The organism is Xanthobacter nonsaccharivorans, from assembly GCF_043194755.2.
GTDB lineage: Bacteria > Pseudomonadota > Alphaproteobacteria > Rhizobiales > Xanthobacteraceae > Xanthobacter > Xanthobacter autotrophicus_G.
Genome location: NZ_CM195526.1, coordinates 4,141,880 through 4,158,063, shown reverse-complemented (window position 1 = coordinate 4,158,063; position 16,184 = coordinate 4,141,880). Strand labels below are relative to the sequence as shown.

12 protein-coding genes, 1 tRNA gene and 1 pseudogene are annotated in these 16,184 nt (G+C 66.3%); 4 read left to right on the top strand and 10 right to left on the bottom strand.

The window, feature by feature from the left end; all coding sequences use genetic code 11:
- Positions 1 to 11: 11 nt before the first annotated feature.
- From V5F59_RS18985 to ettA, 7 genes are all read right to left on the bottom strand, one after another.
- Positions 12 to 3,143 carry an efflux RND transporter permease subunit gene (locus V5F59_RS18985; RefSeq protein ID WP_393976666.1) on the bottom strand — a complete coding sequence of 1,044 codons (3,132 nt, stop codon included), beginning with the start codon at positions 3,141 to 3,143 and terminating at the stop codon, positions 12 to 14.
- A 9-nt stretch (positions 3,144 to 3,152) separates the two neighbouring features.
- Positions 3,153 to 4,796, bottom strand: a complete 1,644-nt coding sequence (locus V5F59_RS18980) for an efflux RND transporter periplasmic adaptor subunit (RefSeq protein WP_393976665.1) — start codon at positions 4,794 to 4,796, stop codon at positions 3,153 to 3,155.
- Positions 4,797 to 4,871: 75 nt separating this feature from the next.
- A complete protein-coding gene (locus V5F59_RS18975; RefSeq protein ID WP_393976664.1) occupies positions 4,872 to 6,194 on the bottom strand; it encodes an ATP-binding protein in 1,323 nt (440 codons plus the stop codon).
- Complete coding sequence (locus V5F59_RS18970; RefSeq protein WP_393976663.1) at positions 6,191 to 6,901, bottom strand: response regulator; 711 nt, start codon at positions 6,899 to 6,901, stop codon at positions 6,191 to 6,193. Before V5F59_RS18970 ends, V5F59_RS18975 begins: the two co-directional genes overlap by 4 nt.
- A gap of 103 nt (positions 6,902 to 7,004) precedes the next feature.
- Positions 7,005 to 8,132: a nickel/cobalt efflux transporter gene (locus V5F59_RS18965; RefSeq protein ID WP_393976662.1), complete on the bottom strand. Its 1,128-nt coding sequence runs from the start codon at positions 8,130 to 8,132 to the stop codon at positions 7,005 to 7,007.
- A 13-nt stretch (positions 8,133 to 8,145) separates the two neighbouring features.
- Positions 8,146 to 8,424, bottom strand: a complete 279-nt coding sequence (locus V5F59_RS18960; RefSeq protein ID WP_393976661.1) for a metal/formaldehyde-sensitive transcriptional repressor — start codon at positions 8,422 to 8,424, stop codon at positions 8,146 to 8,148.
- 404 nt (positions 8,425 to 8,828) lie between these two features.
- Entirely contained in the window at positions 8,829 to 10,484 is a 1,656-nt protein-coding gene (gene ettA / locus V5F59_RS18955; protein WP_393976660.1) for an energy-dependent translational throttle protein EttA, read from the bottom strand.
- A 144-nt stretch (positions 10,485 to 10,628) separates the two neighbouring features.
- On the opposite strand from ettA, the gene V5F59_RS18950 reads away from it, so the two are divergent.
- Both V5F59_RS18950 and V5F59_RS18945 read left to right on the top strand, forming a co-directional pair.
- Positions 10,629 to 11,147, top strand: a complete 519-nt coding sequence (locus V5F59_RS18950; protein WP_393976659.1) for a cupin domain-containing protein — start codon at positions 10,629 to 10,631, stop codon at positions 11,145 to 11,147.
- Between the two features lie 159 nt (positions 11,148 to 11,306).
- Positions 11,307 to 11,381 (top strand) — tRNA-Gly (locus tag V5F59_RS18945).
- Positions 11,382 to 11,846: 465 nt separating this feature from the next.
- Here V5F59_RS18945 and V5F59_RS18940 read toward each other — a convergent pair.
- Entirely contained in the window at positions 11,847 to 12,137 is a 291-nt protein-coding gene (locus tag V5F59_RS18940; RefSeq protein ID WP_393976658.1) for a hypothetical protein, read from the bottom strand.
- Between the two features lie 316 nt (positions 12,138 to 12,453).
- Between V5F59_RS18940 and V5F59_RS18935 the strand changes: the two are divergent.
- Together V5F59_RS18935 and V5F59_RS18930 are read left to right on the top strand one after the other, a co-directional pair.
- Positions 12,454 to 12,621: pseudogene (locus tag V5F59_RS18935) on the top strand (haloacid dehalogenase-like hydrolase); the annotation flags it as partial.
- A gap of 118 nt (positions 12,622 to 12,739) precedes the next feature.
- Complete coding sequence (locus V5F59_RS18930; RefSeq protein WP_393976657.1) at positions 12,740 to 14,404, top strand: arylsulfatase; 1,665 nt, start codon at positions 12,740 to 12,742, stop codon at positions 14,402 to 14,404.
- Between the two features lie 357 nt (positions 14,405 to 14,761).
- On the opposite strand, the gene V5F59_RS18925 is transcribed toward V5F59_RS18930, so the two are convergent.
- Positions 14,762 to 15,538, bottom strand: a complete 777-nt coding sequence (locus V5F59_RS18925; RefSeq protein ID WP_393976656.1) for a bestrophin-like domain — start codon at positions 15,536 to 15,538, stop codon at positions 14,762 to 14,764.
- The gene (locus V5F59_RS18920; protein WP_509211113.1) at positions 15,531 to 15,896 is read right to left on the bottom strand and encodes a LysR substrate-binding domain-containing protein; all 366 of its coding nucleotides are present in this window, start codon (positions 15,894 to 15,896) and stop codon (positions 15,531 to 15,533) included. The genes V5F59_RS18925 and V5F59_RS18920 overlap by 8 nt, the downstream gene beginning before the upstream one ends.
- Positions 15,897 to 16,184: the final 288 nt, after the last annotated feature.

The window sequence follows — 16,184 nt, the reverse complement described above, 5'->3', positions numbered from 1 at the left end:
GCATGCTCCATTCAGAAAGCGTCCGCGCGGGCGGCGGTCGGGGTGGGGTCCGCTTCCCGTGCCGCAGCCACCAGCCGCTCCAGGGGGCGGCGGCCGTAGCGGAGAACGAGGACGGGGGTGAGGACGGCGTCGAGCAGCGTCGCGCTGACGAGGCCGCCGAAGATGGTGATGGCCACCGGGTGGAGGATCTCCTTGCCCGGCACCTCCGCACCGCTCATGAGCGGCAGGAGCGCGATACCGGCCGAAGTGGCCGTCATGAGCACCGGGGTGAGCCGCTCGAGGCTGCCCCGCGTCACGAGGGCGGGGCCGAACGCCAGGCCCTCCTCGATGGCGAGATTGATGATGTGGCTGATCTTCAGGATGCCGTTGCGCGCGGCGATGCCGGTCAGCGTGACGAAGCCGATCATGCTCGCCACCGACAGGGGCTGCCCGGCCAGCCACAGCGCCACAGCCGCGCCGATGAGCGCCAGCGGCACGCTGCCCATGATGACGAGCGCGAACAGGGCCGAGCGGTAGCGGCTGTAGAGGAGGGCGAAGACGAGCAGCAGGGACACCGCGGACAGGCCGCCGATGGTGCGCATGGAGTCCTCCTGCGCGGTGAAGGTGCCCTCGAGGCTCGCGGAGATACCGACGGGCAGAGCCGTTGCCGCGATCAACCGGCGCATGTCGGCCACCACCGCTGCCACGTCGCGTTCGCCGGAGGTGTTGGCCAGCACGACGATGCGCCGGCGCCCGCCCTCGCGCAGGATCTGGTTCGGCCCGTCCGTCTCCTTCACTTCTGCGACCTCGGACAGGGGTACCCAGCCCGAAGGCGTCTCGATGAGAAGGCCGGAGAGGCCCTCAGTTGTGCGGGTCGCATCGGGCAGGCGGACGACCACATCGAAGCGCCGCGTGCCGTCCACGAGGCGGGAGGCCACGCGGCCGTTGGAGAGCCGCTCCAAGGCGTCCGTCACTTGCGCGGGCTGGAGGCCGTAGAGGGAGGCGCGGCCATAGTCCACGCGCACGGTGACCTCCGGCACGCGCACCTGCCGCTCCACCTGAAGGTCCGCAAGGCCCGGAATGCCGGCAAGACGCTGCCGCAGGTCTTCCGCCGTGGCGCGCAGGGTGTCAAGGTCGTCACCGAACAGCTTGAGGGCGATCTCCGCGCGCACGCCGGAGAGCATGTGGTCGAGCCGGTGGGAAATGGGCTGGCCCACATTGAACGCGGCCGGCAGCACCGAGAGGCGGTCGCGGATGTCGGCGGTGACCTCGGCCCGGCTGCGGACGGAAGGCTTCAGATCCACCTCGATCTCGGAAGCATGGACGCCCTCGGCATGCTCGTCGAGCTCGGCCCGGCCGGTGCGGCGGCCCACGGCCTTCACCTCCGGCACCTCCAGGATGAGCTTTTCGGCGACAAGGCCCATGCGGTGGCTCTCGGCGAGCGAGAGACCCGGCTTGAACGACATGGAGATGGTGAGCGAGCCTTCGTTGAATGGCGGCAGGAAGGCGCGCGGCAGGCCTATGGCGGCGGCCAGCGCGGCGATGAACAGCAAGGCGGTCGCCGCCATCACGAGGCGCTGGTGGCGGAAGGCGGTGGAGAGCAACGCCGCGTATCCGCCCTTCAGCATGCGCACCAGCACACCTTCCCGCTCCGCATGGCGGCTGAGGGCCGGCAGCAAATAGAAGGCGAGCACCGGCGTGAGCGTGATGGAGGTGGCAAGGCTCGCGAGGATGGAGACGATGTAGGCCTGCCCTAGCGGCGCGAACAGCCGCCCCTCGATGCCGGGCAGCGCGAACAGAGGCACGAACACCAGCACGATGATGAGCGTCGCGTAGACGATGCCGGAGCGCACCTCCCGGCTCGCCGCCACCACCACGTCGAGCACGCTCCTCGGCGCCGCGGCCGCTGCGTTCTCGCGCAGGCGGCGGAAGATGTTCTCCACGTCCACCACCGCGTCGTCCACCAGCTCGCCGATGGCGATGGCGAGACCGCCCAGAGTCATGGTGTTGATGGAGAGGCCGAAGGCGTGGAACACGATGGCCGTGGTGAGGATCGACACCGGGATGGCGGTGAGCGAGATGAAGGTGGTGCGCCAGTTCAGGAGGAAGAGGAACAGTACCACCGCCACCACCGCCATGGCTTCCATCAGCACCTTCTCCACGTTGCCGATGGAGGCGGCGATGAAATCCGCCTGCCGGAAAACCGGGGGTGAGATGCGGATGCCGTCGGGCAGCGTGCGGTTGAGGTCTGCCACCGCCTCTTCCACCGCGCGGGTGAGGGCGAGGGTGTCCACCTCCGGCTGCTTCTCCACCGAGACGATCACGGCGGGCCGACCCATGTAGCCCGCATCGCCCCGCTTCAGGCGGGCCGCGTAGTCCACCTGAGCAATCTGGTGCAGGAAGATGGTGCCCCCGGTGGGGCGAGGCAGCACGAGCCCCTTCAGGTCGTCGAGGCTGAGGGTGCGACCGATGTTGCGGATCAGGAACTCGCGCCCGCCATGGTCGGTAAAGCCGCCACCGGAATTGGTGCCGAACTGGGCGAGCGCCTTTTCCAGCGCGTCGAGCGTGGTGCCGTAGGCGCGCATGGCGGCAAGGTCCGGGGAGACGCGGAACTGCCGCACCTCCCCGCCCATGGGGATCACCTGCGCGATGCCGGGGATGGCGAGCAGCCGGGGGCGGATGACGAAGTCCGCCACCTCGCGCACCGCCATGGGCGAGGCGGTGTCGCTCGTCACGCCGAACATCAGGATCTGCCCCATGATGGAGCTGATGGGGCCCATCTGAGGGGAGACGTTCGCCGGCAGCCGGTCCCGCACGAGGGCGAGGCGCTCGGCGATCTGCTGGCGATCACGGAAGATGTCCGTGCCGAAGTCGAACTCCACGTAGACCACGGAGAGGCCGACGCCCGACACCGAGCGCAGGCGGATGAGGCCGGGCAGGCCGTTCATCGCCGTCTCCAGCGGGAAGGTGACGAGCTGCTCCACCTCGGCAGGGGCGAGGCCCTCCGCCTCGGTCATGATGGTGACTGTGGGCCGGTTGAGGTCCGGCAGCACGTCCACCGGCAGGCGGGTGACCGCGTAGGCGCCGTAGAGCACCAGCACGAGGGCGAGCGCCAGCACCAGCAGGCGGTTGCGCAGGGACTGGGTGACGAGGAAGGTGAACATCGGCCAGCCTCAGCGGATCTGGTCGATGAGCTCGGCGCCATCGGTGACCACGCGGCGACCGGGCGGCAAGCCGGCCACCACCAGCACGCGGCCGGCATCGAGCGGCTCCGTTTTCACTTCGCGCGCCATGAAGCGCTCGGCGGTGACATGTTCATAGACGATGGTCTGGCCGTTCGCCCCGCGCACTACCGCCGTGCGGGGGATGGCAATGCCCGCGCGCGGGGCGCCGGCCTCCGCGAGCACCGTGAGAAACTGGCCGGGGCGTAGCTGCTCGGCACCCGCGGTTACGGAAAACTGGAGCGGAAGGGCTTGGCTCCGGTCGGAAATCCCCGCGCCCAGAAAAGCAAGCGTGACGGAGCGGCCATCGGACAGCCGCCCGGAAGCGCCGGACCGGCCGACATCCGGCGAGAAACCCAACGCCTCCACCCACAGCCGGTCGGGGGCGATGATGCGGAACACCACCGTGTTCGGATCCGCCATCTGCCCGGCCACCGCATCGGAGGTGGCGATGACGCCGGCGACCGGCGCGCGCAGGGCCTCCGGCTCGCGCTGCACCCGCTCCAGCGTGGCGCGGCGGGTCTGGAGGCCCTTCAGCTCGATCTCCGTCTCCTCTACCTCGCGACGGGTGACGGCGTTCTGAATGGCGGACAGGCGCTCGTAGCGCCGCTTCACGATGGCGATCTGCTGGTCGAGCTCGTAGCCCTGCTGTTCCAGGTCCTTCAGGTCCGAGGCGCCGATGGGCGGGTGTACGAAAGCCAGGATCTCGCCGGCCGCGACCTTCGTGCCGAGCGGCTTGAAGCCGCCCTGTGGCGGCGCCAGCCGCCCGCCCACCGCCGTCTGCACGAGCCCGCTGGCATTGGCATCCGGCACCACGCGCCCAGGTAGTTCCACGGTGCGGGCATGGCTGCCGGACGCGGTGACGATGGTGCGCACGCCGAGGATGCGCTGGCTCGGCTTCGGCACGATCACCGAGCCGTCCGGCAGGCGCTGGGCGGCATCACGGGTTGAAGGCTTCGGCGCATCTGCCGCCTGCGCCGATGGTGGAAACGCGACGGAGGCAAGGCCCAGTCCGGTGGCCAGAACGAGCGCCGCCGTTCGCCGCCGCAGCGACATCACGAGGATCGCGGCGAGAAATCCGATGATGACGCCCGAAAGCAAGCCCAGCTGGGACCCGCCGAGCAGCGCCAGCGCCGCCGGGGCGGTGGCGCTGGGCTCGGCTGGCGCCGGGACCTCAGGCGCAATGAGCGTGGCGGCGAGCACGTCCGCCGTGCCGCCTGCAGTGACGGTAAAGGCGAGGTCGTGCGCGCCCGGCCGGGCAGCGAATGGGGCGGGCACAGAATACGTGCCGGGCTGCGTCGGCTTCGCCGTCTGCGATCCTTCGGGCGTGTCCAGCTCGATGGTTGCGTCTTCCACCGGGGTGTTGTCGGCGAAGCGGTCGAGGTGGATGGCGAGCGTGCCGTCCCGCAGCACGGCGACGAGTTCGAAATCGGCGGAGGCTGCCTCGGCGCGGGGGGCAAGTGTCGTCGCCTGTGGGGTGGCAGGCGCGCCGTGGTCGTGCCCTTCGTGCGCCATCGCGCCCGCCACCGGCACCAGGCCGGCGAGGAGGCTGCACAGCCCGAAGATCACTCTCCAAACGAATTGACGCGCCATCATTCAACCCGTCCGTTCACAAAACCGGTACGGGAGCCAGATAGCGCGCGGGTCGTCACACCGCGTATCGCTTCTGTATCAGTTTGTTTCAGGAGCGCCTTTGGGCAGGCGCACCGTGGCGACAAGCCCTCCGCCTTCGCCATTGGCGAGGGCCAGCGTGCCGCCGTGGGCCTCCGCCACCGCACGGGCGATGGAGAGGCCGAGGCCGACCCCACCGGTGGCGCGGCTGCGCGAGGATTCGAGCCGGACGAAGGGTTCAAGCACGGCGGCAAGTTGGTCCTGCGGAATGCCGGGTCCCTCATCCCTCACAATCAGCATGGCCTCCGGACCATCGTCCACGAGCACGGCGTGCGCGGCGCCACCATAGAGAAGCGCATTCTCCAGGAGATTCGACACCATCCGCTTCAGGCTGACGAGACGGCCTGCCACCACCAGGCGCGGCGGCGCGGCGAGATCCGCCGAAAGACCTCGGTCGCGGGCATTGTCCACCAGCGTCTCCACCAGCGCCACGAGGTCGAGCGGGCGCACAGGCTCCTCGCTGGCCTCGCCGCGCAGGTAGGAGAGGGTTGCATCCACCATCTGCTCCATCTCCGCGACATCAGCTGCCATGGCCTCGCGCAGGACGGGGTCGCCGACGTCCTCCATGCGGAAGCGCAGGCGCGTCATGGGCGTTCGCAGATCATGGGAGACTGCGGCGAGGGCCTGGGTGCGTCGCTCCACCAGTTCCGCGATGCGGGCCTGCATGCCATTGAAGGCATGCGCCAGCTCCCGCACCTCCTTGGGGCCGGTCTCCGGAAGCCGTACGAGAGGCGCGGCCGGAGGCAGGGCCCTGACGGTCCGCGCCATGGCCCTGAGCGGCCCGGTCAGCCAAGCGGCGATGGCGAGCGACAGCAGCAACACGCCCGCCGCCATGAGTGTCGTGGACAGCACCGATCCGTGGGTCCCCGCCGCCTGCGGGACGGAGGAGAACAGGCGCGCGTTCAGCCAGCTGCCGTCCGGAAGGCGCACGGCGACCAAGCTGAGGTGCGGGTCGGTGCCCGCGCCCACCTGGACATCCTGCGGCCCCAGGTCGGGCACGAGGGTGCGTACATCATCGGCGAGGCGTTGCCATCCCTCCGCAGCATGGAGGCCGGGTGCGGCCATGGCCTCCCGGCTCCAGTGCGCGTCGATGGCGCCGCCGGACAGGTCATGGGCCACATCCTCGCGGCTTTCCGGCGGTGCCGCCGCGAGCGACCGGCAGAGCGCGACGATCTGATCGGCGAGGCGGATGGCATGGGCCGCATGGCGCTCGCGCTCCATGGCATGCTCGTAGGTCCACAGGCTCAGCATGTGAACGACGACAATGCCCAGCACCGCGACCACGGCGGTGCGCGCGGCGAGGCTGTCCAGGGCACGGATCATGAGCGCTCCACCTCCGGTACGAAGAAGTAGCCGGCGCCGCGCACGGTCTTCACCATCTCCGGTCCGCCGTGGGACTCGAGCTTCTTGCGCAGGCGGCTGATCTGGATGTCGATAGCGCGGTCGAAGCCCGTGGCGGTGCGGTTCTTGGCAGCGTCCATCAACTGGTCGCGCGTCAGCACACGCTGGGGGTGTTCGAGGAAGGTCAGGAGCATGTCGTACTCGCCGGTGGACAGGTCCACCACGGCCCCGGTGGGATTGGTGAGCTCCCGCCGGCGGGTGTCGAGCGTCCAGCCGGCAAAGGTGAGCCGCGAGCCGCCGGAAGCCGTGCCGTCGGAAGGCCGCGTCCGTCGGAGCACCGCATGGATGCGGGCGAGCAGCTCGCGCGGATTGAAGGGCTTCGCCAGGTAGTCGTCCGCCCCGAGCTCCAGTCCGACGATCCGGTCCACGTCGCTGCCGCGCGCGGTGAGCATGATGATGGGCACGTCCGAGGCTCGGCGGATATCCCGGCACAGGTCGAGCCCGCTTGTACCGGGCAGCATGATGTCGAGAATGATGAGATCCACCGGCCCCGCCCTCATCGCCTCTCGCATCTCGCGAGCATCCTGAGCCGCGGTGACCTTGTGCCCGTGCTCGCGCAGGAACTTGCCGGCGAGGCGCCGGATCTCGGCATCATCATCGACGATGAGGATATGGCCTTCGGGGGACACGGGGTGACGGACTCCTGAGAGGCATTCCCGGGGCGCCGCTGCTCGTCTACGGCTCGCCTTTCTTATCCCAGGCCACGGGCTTCGCGAAACGCTGTTGGCCCGATCAAGCCCGGGGTCCCGGCCCCCACGCGCTGATCGCTGCCGACGTGGCTTGCTCCCGCACGAGGCCGTGCCAGCCGAGCCAGCCGGTATAGAGGCCCACCATCAGGATCAGCGCAGCGGAGGCATAGGGCGCGCGCCGGGCGAAGGCGCTGAAGCCGGACCAGCGCTGCGAGACATGCCGGACGCTGAGCGCCGCCAGAACGCCGGCCGACACCAGTGTCAGGGCAAGGCCGATGCTGAAGCACAGGACGAGCACGAAGCCGAGGCTCAGCTGCTTGAGCTGCATGCAGATGAGCAGGACCGTGATGGCTGCGGGGCAGGGGATCAGGCCTCCGGTCAACCCGAACGCGATGATCTGCCAGGTGGTCACGGGGCGGCCCACAAACCGCCTGCGGATATCGGCGGCGTGGGCACGCGCATGCGCGTCGTCCTCGTCACCCAGATTCATGTGGGCGTGATCATGCTCCTCGAACGTGAGGTCGTGCGTCTCCTGCCCGCCATCGGCGCGGCTCAGCCGCAGCGTCGCGACGAAGGCGTGCGGTTCGGGGATCTCCTGCCGGCTTTCCAGGAAGCCACCCCGGTCCGCGAAAGAGAATGCCTGGCGGATGTTGCCGGGTCTCAGCGTCTCCACGCGGAGGTGCTCGGCGTCCGGAAGCGTGTTCCCGGTCGGGCTAGAGATCCGCCAGCGCGGCGGCACCCCATCCTCGAAGATCTCGAGCACGATAGTCCCTTTGTCGGTCGGGACGAGGCGCGTTTCGTCGTCATGATGATGGTGCTCGCGGGCCTGCTCCCGCCAGGTGCGCCAAGCCATCCAGGCAGCGATGGAGATGATCACCAGGGCTGACGCGAGCTGGAAATAGGGCTCGCTCGCCTCGCCGCCCCACTGCTGGCCGAAATACTGGCCCCCCAGGGCGATGGCCCAGACGATCGCCGTGTGCGAGGCCGTCGCGGCAAGGCCCAGCAGGACCGCCTGGGTGACGGTACCCCGGATGGCGATGACAAAGGCCGCCATCATCGTCTTGGAATGGCCCGGCTCGAGCCCGTGCAGGGCGCCGAGCAGGATGGCCGAGGGGACGAACAGCCAGGCGTGCGCTGCCCCTTGCTGAACAAGGTCGGTGAACGGGGTCATCTTGAACCTGGGGTTACTTGAGGTAGGTCCGGACGACCTCGATCAGATCGGCGGCGCCCTTGGCGCGCTCGGGATCCGGCTCGGCATCCGGGTTCACGACGTGATGGCGGATATGATCTTCCATCAGCTCGGCCGTCAGGCCGTTGATGGCGCCTCGCATGGAGGCGACCAGCATGAGCACGTCGGTGCAGCCGAGCTCAGCCTCCAGCGCACGCTCCACGGCCTCGGCCTGTCCCTTGATGCGGCGGACACGGGCGAGAAGCTTTGTCTTGTGCTTGATGGTGTGGGCCATAAGCTGCTTATAATATAGGGGGGTACCCTATGTAAAGCGCTCGTCGGTTCTTCGCCCGTCGGACGTGGGAAGAGCCCGGCCATGACACCGTGGGAGGGGTGGAGTCGGTTCTCAGAAGGAGCGACAAGGCCGGCCGGTCTGCCCATCCCGTTGCTGAAGCGCAAGCGCATCAAGGTGGAAGCGAACAGACAGGATGTGCCGTATCAGACGCTCAACCTTTGCCTCTGGGGCTGGACGGGGGTACGGGCGCGAGGCCAGGGTCTGCCTGGATCCGCCAGGCGCGCAATACCAGCCGGCTGCAATGAAGCTGAATTAGAGTTCAAGCGATGGGCGCTTCGGTCTGCAAGATGCGGGAAGCCTAGGGGCAAAGCACGGCGGGTAAAAGCCGCGCTTCGCCCCTTCCTTCACCGCGAAAACTTCTTGTACTGGATCCGCTTCGGAATGACCGAATCCGTCCCCAGCCGGCGCTTCTTGTCTTCCTCATAGTCCGCGAAGTTGCCTTCGAACCATTCCACGTGGCTGTCACCCTCGAAGGCGAGCATGTGGGTGGCGATGCGGTCCAGGAAGAAGCGGTCATGGGAGATGATGACGGCGCAACCGGCATAATCCTCCAGAGCCTCTTCCAGCGCGCGCAGGGTATCCACGTCGAGATCGTTGGTGGGCTCGTCGAGGAGCAGCACGTTGCCGCCACGCTGCAGCACCTTGGCGAGGTGCACGCGGTTGCGCTCGCCGCCGGAGAGCATGCCCACCTTCTTCTGCTGGTCACCGCCCTTGAAGTTGAAGGCGGCGCAATAGGCGCGCGACGGGATTTCCTTCTTGCCGACGTAGATCACCTCGTTGCCGTCGGAGATCTCCTCCCACACGGTCTTCTTGTCGTCGAGCGCATCGCGGCTCTGGTCCACATAGCCGAGCTTCACGCTCTCGCCGATGGAGATGGTGCCGCCGTCCGGCTTCTCCTGGCCCGTGATCATGCGGAACAGGGTGGTCTTGCCCGCGCCGTTCGGCCCGATGACGCCGACGATGCCGCCGGGCGGCAGCTTGAAGGAGAGGTCGTCGATCAGCATCTTGTCACCGAACGCCTTGCTGAGATGATCGAAGGCGATGACGTTCTGTCCGAGGCGCTCGGCCACGGGGATGACGATCTGCGTGGCCGAGGGCTGCCGCTCGGAGGCCTTCTGCACCAGGTCCTCGTAGCGCTGGATGCGCGCCTTGTTCTTGGCCTGGCGCGCCTTGGGGCTCGCGCCAATCCACTCCTGCTCGCGGGCGAGGGCGCGCTGGCGGGCCTCGTCCTCGCGGCCCTCCTGCTGCAGGCGCTTCTGCTTCTGGCCGAGCCAGGAGGAGTAGTTCCCCTCGTAGGGGATGCCCCGGCCGCGATCGAGCTCGAGGATCCAGCCCGTCACGTTATCGAGGAAGTAGCGGTCGTGGGTCACGATGAGGATGGCGCCCGGATAGGTGCGCAGATGGCCTTCCAGCCAGTTCACCGTCTCGGCGTCCAGGTGGTTGGTGGGTTCGTCGAGCAGCAGCAGCTCGGGCTGCTCCAGCAGCAGGCGGCACAGGGCCACGCGGCGCCGCTCGCCGCCGGAGAGGCGGGTTACCTCCCAGTCGTCCGGCGGACAGCCGAGCGCGTTCATGGCCTGCTCCACCTTGCTGTCGAGATCCCACAGGCCCTGGGCCTCGATCTCGTCCTGCAGGCGGGTCATCTCGTCCGCGGTCTCGTCCGAATAATTCATGGCGAGTTCGTTGTAGCGGTCGAGGATGGCCTTCTGCTTGGCCACCCCGTCCTCAACGTTTTGCCGGACGGTCTTGGCGGGATCGAGCTGCGGCTCCTGCGGCAGGTAGCCCACGCGCACGCCGTCGGCGGGCCGGGCTTCGCCGGAGAAGTCCTTGTCGATGCCGGCCATGATGCGCAGCAGGGTGGACTTGCCCGCGCCGTTGTTGCCGAGCACGCCGATCTTGGCGTCCGGGTAGAAGGAGAGGTGCACGTTGTCGAGCACCTTCTTGCCGCCCGGATAGGTCTTGGTCATGCCATGCATGTGATAGGCGTACTGATAGGGGGCCATGGGCGGCCGTCTCCTGAAAAAGGATGCGGGAAAGTTGGCGCCGTTCTAGCCTTCGGCGATGGGCGCGGCAAGGTATGCGCGAAGGGCGCCGCCTACGCCGCGAGGCCAGCGGCAGACGGCCGAGGCGGCCAGGGGAGGATGAAAATGGGTGCCGATCACGACCACGGGCAGGATCACGACCATTCCCATGGCCATCCGCATGGCTCTGCGCCGGTGGACTGGCGCGATCATGGGGTGAAGGTGGTTCCCGGCGACCAGCTCGATCCCAACACCGCCCAGACGCCGGGCATGAACCGCGCCACCGCCATCAACGCCGCGCGCGCCGGCGCCGAGAAGATCTGGGCCGGTACCGTCCACATCCATCCTGACGCCAAGACCGGCGCCCACCACCACGGCGACCTGGAGAGCGTGATCTACGTGGTGAGGGGCCGCGCGCGCATGCGCTGGGGCGAGCATCTGGAATACGTGGCCGAGGCCGGGCCCGGCGACTTCATCTTCGTGCCGCCCTACGTGCCCCACCAGGAGATCAACGCCTCCCCCGACGAGACGCTGGAATGCGTGCTGGTGCGCTCCGGCCAGGATCCAGTGGTGGTGAATCTCGACATCGAGGCGGTGGAGAAGCCCGAGCAGGTGAAATGGATTGACCCCATCCACCGCGAGTGAGATCGCGTAAACCCTTCCCCTGCAAGGCTTCGTCGCCCCTTCCAGAGGCGGTCGTCCACAGGCCGGTGCACAAAGGACGAGAAGGGGTGTTGCATTCGGCGTCGGCATTTTCTATAGAACCGCACCTGCCGCGACACACAGTGGCGCCGGCAAATGGATGCGGGTGTAGCTCAGGGGTAGAGCACAACCTTGCCAAGGTTGGGGTCGAGGGTTCGAATCCCTTCGCCCGCTCCAGTTTCTCTCAGGAAAATCAGGTTATTAGAAAATGCCCTCCGGGCGTTTTCTGCTTCCATTCCCCTCGCGGCAGGAGGTTGGAAGCGCAATGGAAGCATTTGGGCGGAAATCGCAGGGCAGCCGAGCGTAGGATTCCCCGCGCCCGCTTCCTCGGTCTCGCCTGGCAACCGACCACCCCCGCGTTCTTGAAGTCTCCGCAAGCCGGGTTGACACGGGTAGGGTCGAGGTGGAGTCCGTCGCCCAGACCCTGCAAGGCTTTTTGGGCATTGGGTACCGGGCCGCCCCAGCGTCCGCGACGTGACCCATCAATTGCGCGCCAGCGCTCCAGAAGTCAACCGATCCCACAGTACGTTTCCCAGCCGGCCAAGCATCCTCTGCGGCGCTTCGGCCACCTGTTCGCGCTCTCCCGGCGAACTGGCTAGCCGCATGGTGGTCGGGGGGGGCGGAAGTCACCTCACACCGGCCTCAGCCGGTTCTCTGACTTACCACCTCCCGGAAACACCCGGTCTGCTTCATGTCCTCTCCCGCATCGAGACCGAAGGTGCGGCGGTCCAAAGCAGCCGCGCCCCGCGCGAGCAGGCCCATCATCGCGCGCAACGGCATGGGCGTTCGCGGCGCGTCACGCAAAGCCATCGGCAGCCGCTCCCCGGCGAAAATGTCCGCAAGAATCCGTTCGCCGGCCTGTCCTTCAATCAGATCGGGCAGGGTGCCGAAGCCCTTTGCGCGCACAAGTTCGGTTGAACCTGAACCGCTCATCGAAACCTCGCCGAGTGACGCAAAATGAAAAGAGCGTCGACGTGATTTGGCTTAAATCAGGGGCACCCACAGGCCCCTTTGGTCAGGCAGTACACGGAAGCCTGAAGTCAGAAGTAGATGAAAGGTTGGTTACAGCGCCAATTATTTCGTGAAAAATATATCATAGTAAGTCTGTCCGCCATTGTCATGAATTGTTTCGTATAAGAAATTTGCTTAGAGTAGAATTTTTCTGCTTAAGACGGGCGATTCATGGATGATTCAGCCCGAGCGCGCCTTGGTTATCGCGGTTCTGTTCCTGTGATTACCTGGAGCGGCTCTGGCGGAATCGCTCCCGTCCTGGAACGATGGCGCCGCGAAGACGGCGATCCAAAGCTTCGTCCAGCGCGTGACCGATCCGGCCGGCAAGGATTTTGTGCGGCCGGAGGCGGAGGCGTGTATCGCCGTTTTCGACAATGACGGCACGCTGTGGGTCGAACAGCCCATGCGGTGGCGAGCCAGGGCTGGACGGTCGTGGACATGAAATCCGACTGGAAGACCGTCTTTCCGCCGGCGAAGTGATTCGCTCACAAGAGCTTAGGTGTCCAACTGCACTGGAAACGACAATGAGAACGGCAATCTCGACGACGTTGACCGCCGCAGTCGCGGCGGTCCTCCTGGGTTGGGGCGGCGCGGCCCACGCCCAGAACACGGCACCCGCCCCGGCCAGGAAGCCCAACATCCTGCTGATCGTCTCCGACGACACCGGCTGGGGCGATCTCGGCGCCTATCTCGGCGGCACACGCCGCGGCATGCCCACGCCCAACATGGATGAGCTGGCGACCGAGGGCATGGTGTTCACCAATTTCTATGGCCAGCCGAGCTGCACGCCCGGCCGGGCCGCGATCCAGACCGGGCGCATCCCCAACCGGTCCGGAATGACCACCGTGGCCTTCCAGGGCCAGGGCGGCGGCCTGCCGAAGGCGGAGTGGACGCTGGCCTCGGTGCTCAAGCAGGGGGGCTACAAGACCTACTTCACCGGAAAATGGCATCTCGGCGAGGCGGACTACGCGTTACCCAATGCCCAGGGCTATGACGTGATGAAGTATGCGTTCCTCTACCACCTGAACGCTTACACCTATGGGGACCCCAAGTGGTTCCCGGGCATGAGCCCCGAACTGCGGGCCATGTTCGAGAGGGGCACCAAGGGGGCGCTCTCGGGCAATGCGGGCGGCCCGGTGAAGGAGGACTTCAAGGTCAACGGCGAATATGTGGACACGCCCGACAAGGGGGTGGTTGGCATTCCCTTCCTCGACGCATACGTCGAGAAGGCCGCCGAGGAGTTCCTGGAAGACGCGGCGAAGGCGCCCAACACCCCATTCTTCATCAACGTCAACTTCATGAAGAACCACCAGCCCAACCTGCCGGCGCCCGACTTCATCGGCAAGTCCATCTCCAAGTCGAAATATGCCGACTCGGTGGTTGAGCTCGACACGCGCATCGGCAACGTGCTGAAGAAGCTCGACCAGCTCGGCCTCGCCGACAACACGCTGGTGGTCTACACGGTGGACAACGGCGCCTGGCAGGACGTCTATCCCGACGCCGGCTACACCCCGTTCCGCGGCACCAAGGGCACGGTGCGCGAGGGCGGCAATCTGGTGCCGTCCATGGCCCGCTGGCCGGGCAAGATCAAGGCAGCCAGCAAGAGCGACGACATCATGGGCGGGCTCGACCTGATGGCGACCTTCGCCTCCGTTGCCGGCGTGAAGCTGCCGGAGAAGGATCGCGACGGACAACCCATCATCTTCGACAGCTATGACATGGCCCCGGTCTGGCTCGGCAAGGGCGAGGACCCGCGCAAGGAGTGGTTCTACTTCACGGAGAACGAGCTCTCCCCCGGCGCCGCCCGTGTCGGCAACTTCAAGTATGTCTTCAACCTGCGCGGCGACGACGGCGCCCACACCGGCGGTCTTGCGGTGGACACCAACCTGGGCTGGAAGGGGGCGGAGAAGTATGTGGCAACCGTGCCCCAGGTCTTCGACCTCCCGGCCGACCCGCAGGAACGCTACGACATCTTCATGACGACCTTCACCGAGAGCACTTGGGCGTTGGTGCCGGCCAACGAGGCGGTGACCAAGCTCATGAAGACTTATGTGCAGTACCCGCCGCGCAAGCCGCAGAGCGAGGCTTATTCGGGCCCCATCACGCTCTCCCAGTATGAACGCTTCAAGTTCATGCAGAACGCGCTGAAGGACCAGGGCTTCTCCCTGCCACTGCCGACGGGCAATTGAGGCCCGCTGGTCAACAAGGCTGGTCGGACGATCGAGATGGCGGTGGGGCGAGGCTCCGCCGCCATTTCGTTTGAGGGCCAACGGGATCCGAGGCATCATAACGCCGTCCCAGCTTGAGCAGGCGCAGGCCGGATGCGGTGGGCGCGCTCCGTTACCAGCTCCTGCTGGAAGACTTGCGGAAATGGCCCTTCGAGCCCCCTCGGCGGAGAGTCCGCTACACGCTCGGCCTAACCTAGGTCCTTTCGTCCTCTCCGCCGCTTCGGCTGGATAGAGGCCGATTTCGGCAAGCGCCACTTTCACGGCGTTCGCGATCGCTTCCACCATCATTTCGCGCAGATTGTGCCACGCGATCTGCTGCTATTTCAGATAGCCCGCAAGGCTCTCGGCCGTTTCCTGCATGGGAAGCTGGCTGACACGGATAAAGCCGCTGCCTGGCCGGTCGAGGTCATGGATGAGCAACAGCACCAGGGCGATCAACCCGCCCACCAGATAGGGTGGCAAGCGGGGCTGACGCCGCTTCGTGCCATTCTCGTATCCGAGCAGGCCCAAGGCGACGACTGCGATACCGTAAAGCCCGAGCAGCACGATATCCGGTACATGGCTGCGCACCGCAGCCACTCGCTTCGCCTGATCGCCAAAGACCTCGCCTAATGACTGGATGAAAAGACCAGTCGGCACCATGCCTTTATCCGTGCCAGTCAGCGCCATAGCGAGTTGCCAGAGCTTTTCCTGGGTGGCGTTGGATTGGTCCACCGCCTCGCGCAGCGATTCCGGTGTCATGGACTCCGCCTTGAGATCGAGCCGGATCTTTACATAGGTATCAAGCAGCTTGAGCGCCTCGGTGTTCTGCGGCTGGGGCAGCAGGCGGGCGATCATTGCCGCCCCGCCGATGGCGTTCGCCTCACGCAGCACGGACTCTCGACGGGCCTCATGCCGTGACAACGACATAGCGAAAGTAAACCCGATCATGAGCGCGAGAAGGCCCAGTACCGCGCCCTGCAAAGAGGACACCTGCTCGGTCCCTGCCTCTCTGGATCGCTGACCGACATGACGACCAAATTCAATTGTCGCAACAAATAGAACGAAGCTGGCCGCTAGCACTAACCACAGCGGAAAGTCAGAAAAATCAATCACCGCCCCGTTCCTCCACCGAATCAATATGTCCAGATTTTTTAGACTGTGCCCAAAGATCGATATGTCCGCCGCGGCCCAGCAGCAGGCATTCTATGACGTTGTCCAGGCGGTTGATCGGCAGTGAGGTGAGACGGTGACGCTTCGGAAGCGCGACCACCACTCGTTCGCTCCAGAGTGGCAGAAACCGATCGGTCCTGGTCGCATATCCTCCCGCCATGAGGAGCACGTCGATAACTCCAGAAGCGAGGTCCGCCAGCAGGCGAGAACGGGGCCCATCGATGCTGTGAACCCGCACTTCTTCGTGCCGCACCCCATAGTCCGCGAGCGTCGCTCTCAGATTGCCGATGGAGAGCGCCATACAGATGCCGAGGACAAGATCCCCGTTCTCGCCGCGCCCATGCCTTGAAACGTGCGAACGCGGTCTCCACTTCACCGCCGATGTGCCGCGCCGTGGGCATTCAATTGTGAGGAAGGCTTCTGTCTCATCTTCATTCCCCAATCCGACGTGACACAAGCCCTCCTCAGCTCTCAACCGCCATTCTGTGCCATGCACCCTGACTCCGGACACCGCCGAGGTTATCCACCATATGGACATTAGTGGTTCAACCACCGACTTCAGCCGCCGGCACTCAGACTCGAAGTCAAA

What these genes read in the sequence shown, in the direction of transcription:
- V5F59_RS18985 (WP_393976666.1), bottom strand. Translation starts at nt 3,143, where the DNA reads ATGTTCACCTTCCTCGTCACCCAGTCCCTGCGCAACCGCCTGCTGGTG.
- V5F59_RS18980 (WP_393976665.1), bottom strand. Translation starts at nt 4,796, where the DNA reads ATGATGGCGCGTCAATTCGTTTGGAGAGTGATCTTCGGGCTGTGCAGC.
- V5F59_RS18975 (WP_393976664.1), bottom strand. Translation starts at nt 6,194, where the DNA reads ATGATCCGTGCCCTGGACAGCCTCGCCGCGCGCACCGCCGTGGTCGCG.
- V5F59_RS18965 (WP_393976662.1), bottom strand. Translation starts at nt 8,132, where the DNA reads ATGACCCCGTTCACCGACCTTGTTCAGCAAGGGGCAGCGCACGCCTGG.
- V5F59_RS18960 (WP_393976661.1), bottom strand. Translation starts at nt 8,424, where the DNA reads ATGGCCCACACCATCAAGCACAAGACAAAGCTTCTCGCCCGTGTCCGC.
- ettA (WP_393976660.1), bottom strand. Translation starts at nt 10,484, where the DNA reads ATGGCCCCCTATCAGTACGCCTATCACATGCATGGCATGACCAAGACC.
- V5F59_RS18950 (WP_393976659.1), top strand. Translation starts at nt 10,629, where the DNA reads ATGGGTGCCGATCACGACCACGGGCAGGATCACGACCATTCCCATGGC.
- V5F59_RS18940 (WP_393976658.1), bottom strand. Translation starts at nt 12,137, where the DNA reads ATGAGCGGTTCAGGTTCAACCGAACTTGTGCGCGCAAAGGGCTTCGGC.
- V5F59_RS18930 (WP_393976657.1), top strand. Translation starts at nt 12,740, where the DNA reads ATGAGAACGGCAATCTCGACGACGTTGACCGCCGCAGTCGCGGCGGTC.
- V5F59_RS18920 (WP_509211113.1), bottom strand. Translation starts at nt 15,896, where the DNA reads ATGGCGCTCTCCATCGGCAATCTGAGAGCGACGCTCGCGGACTATGGG.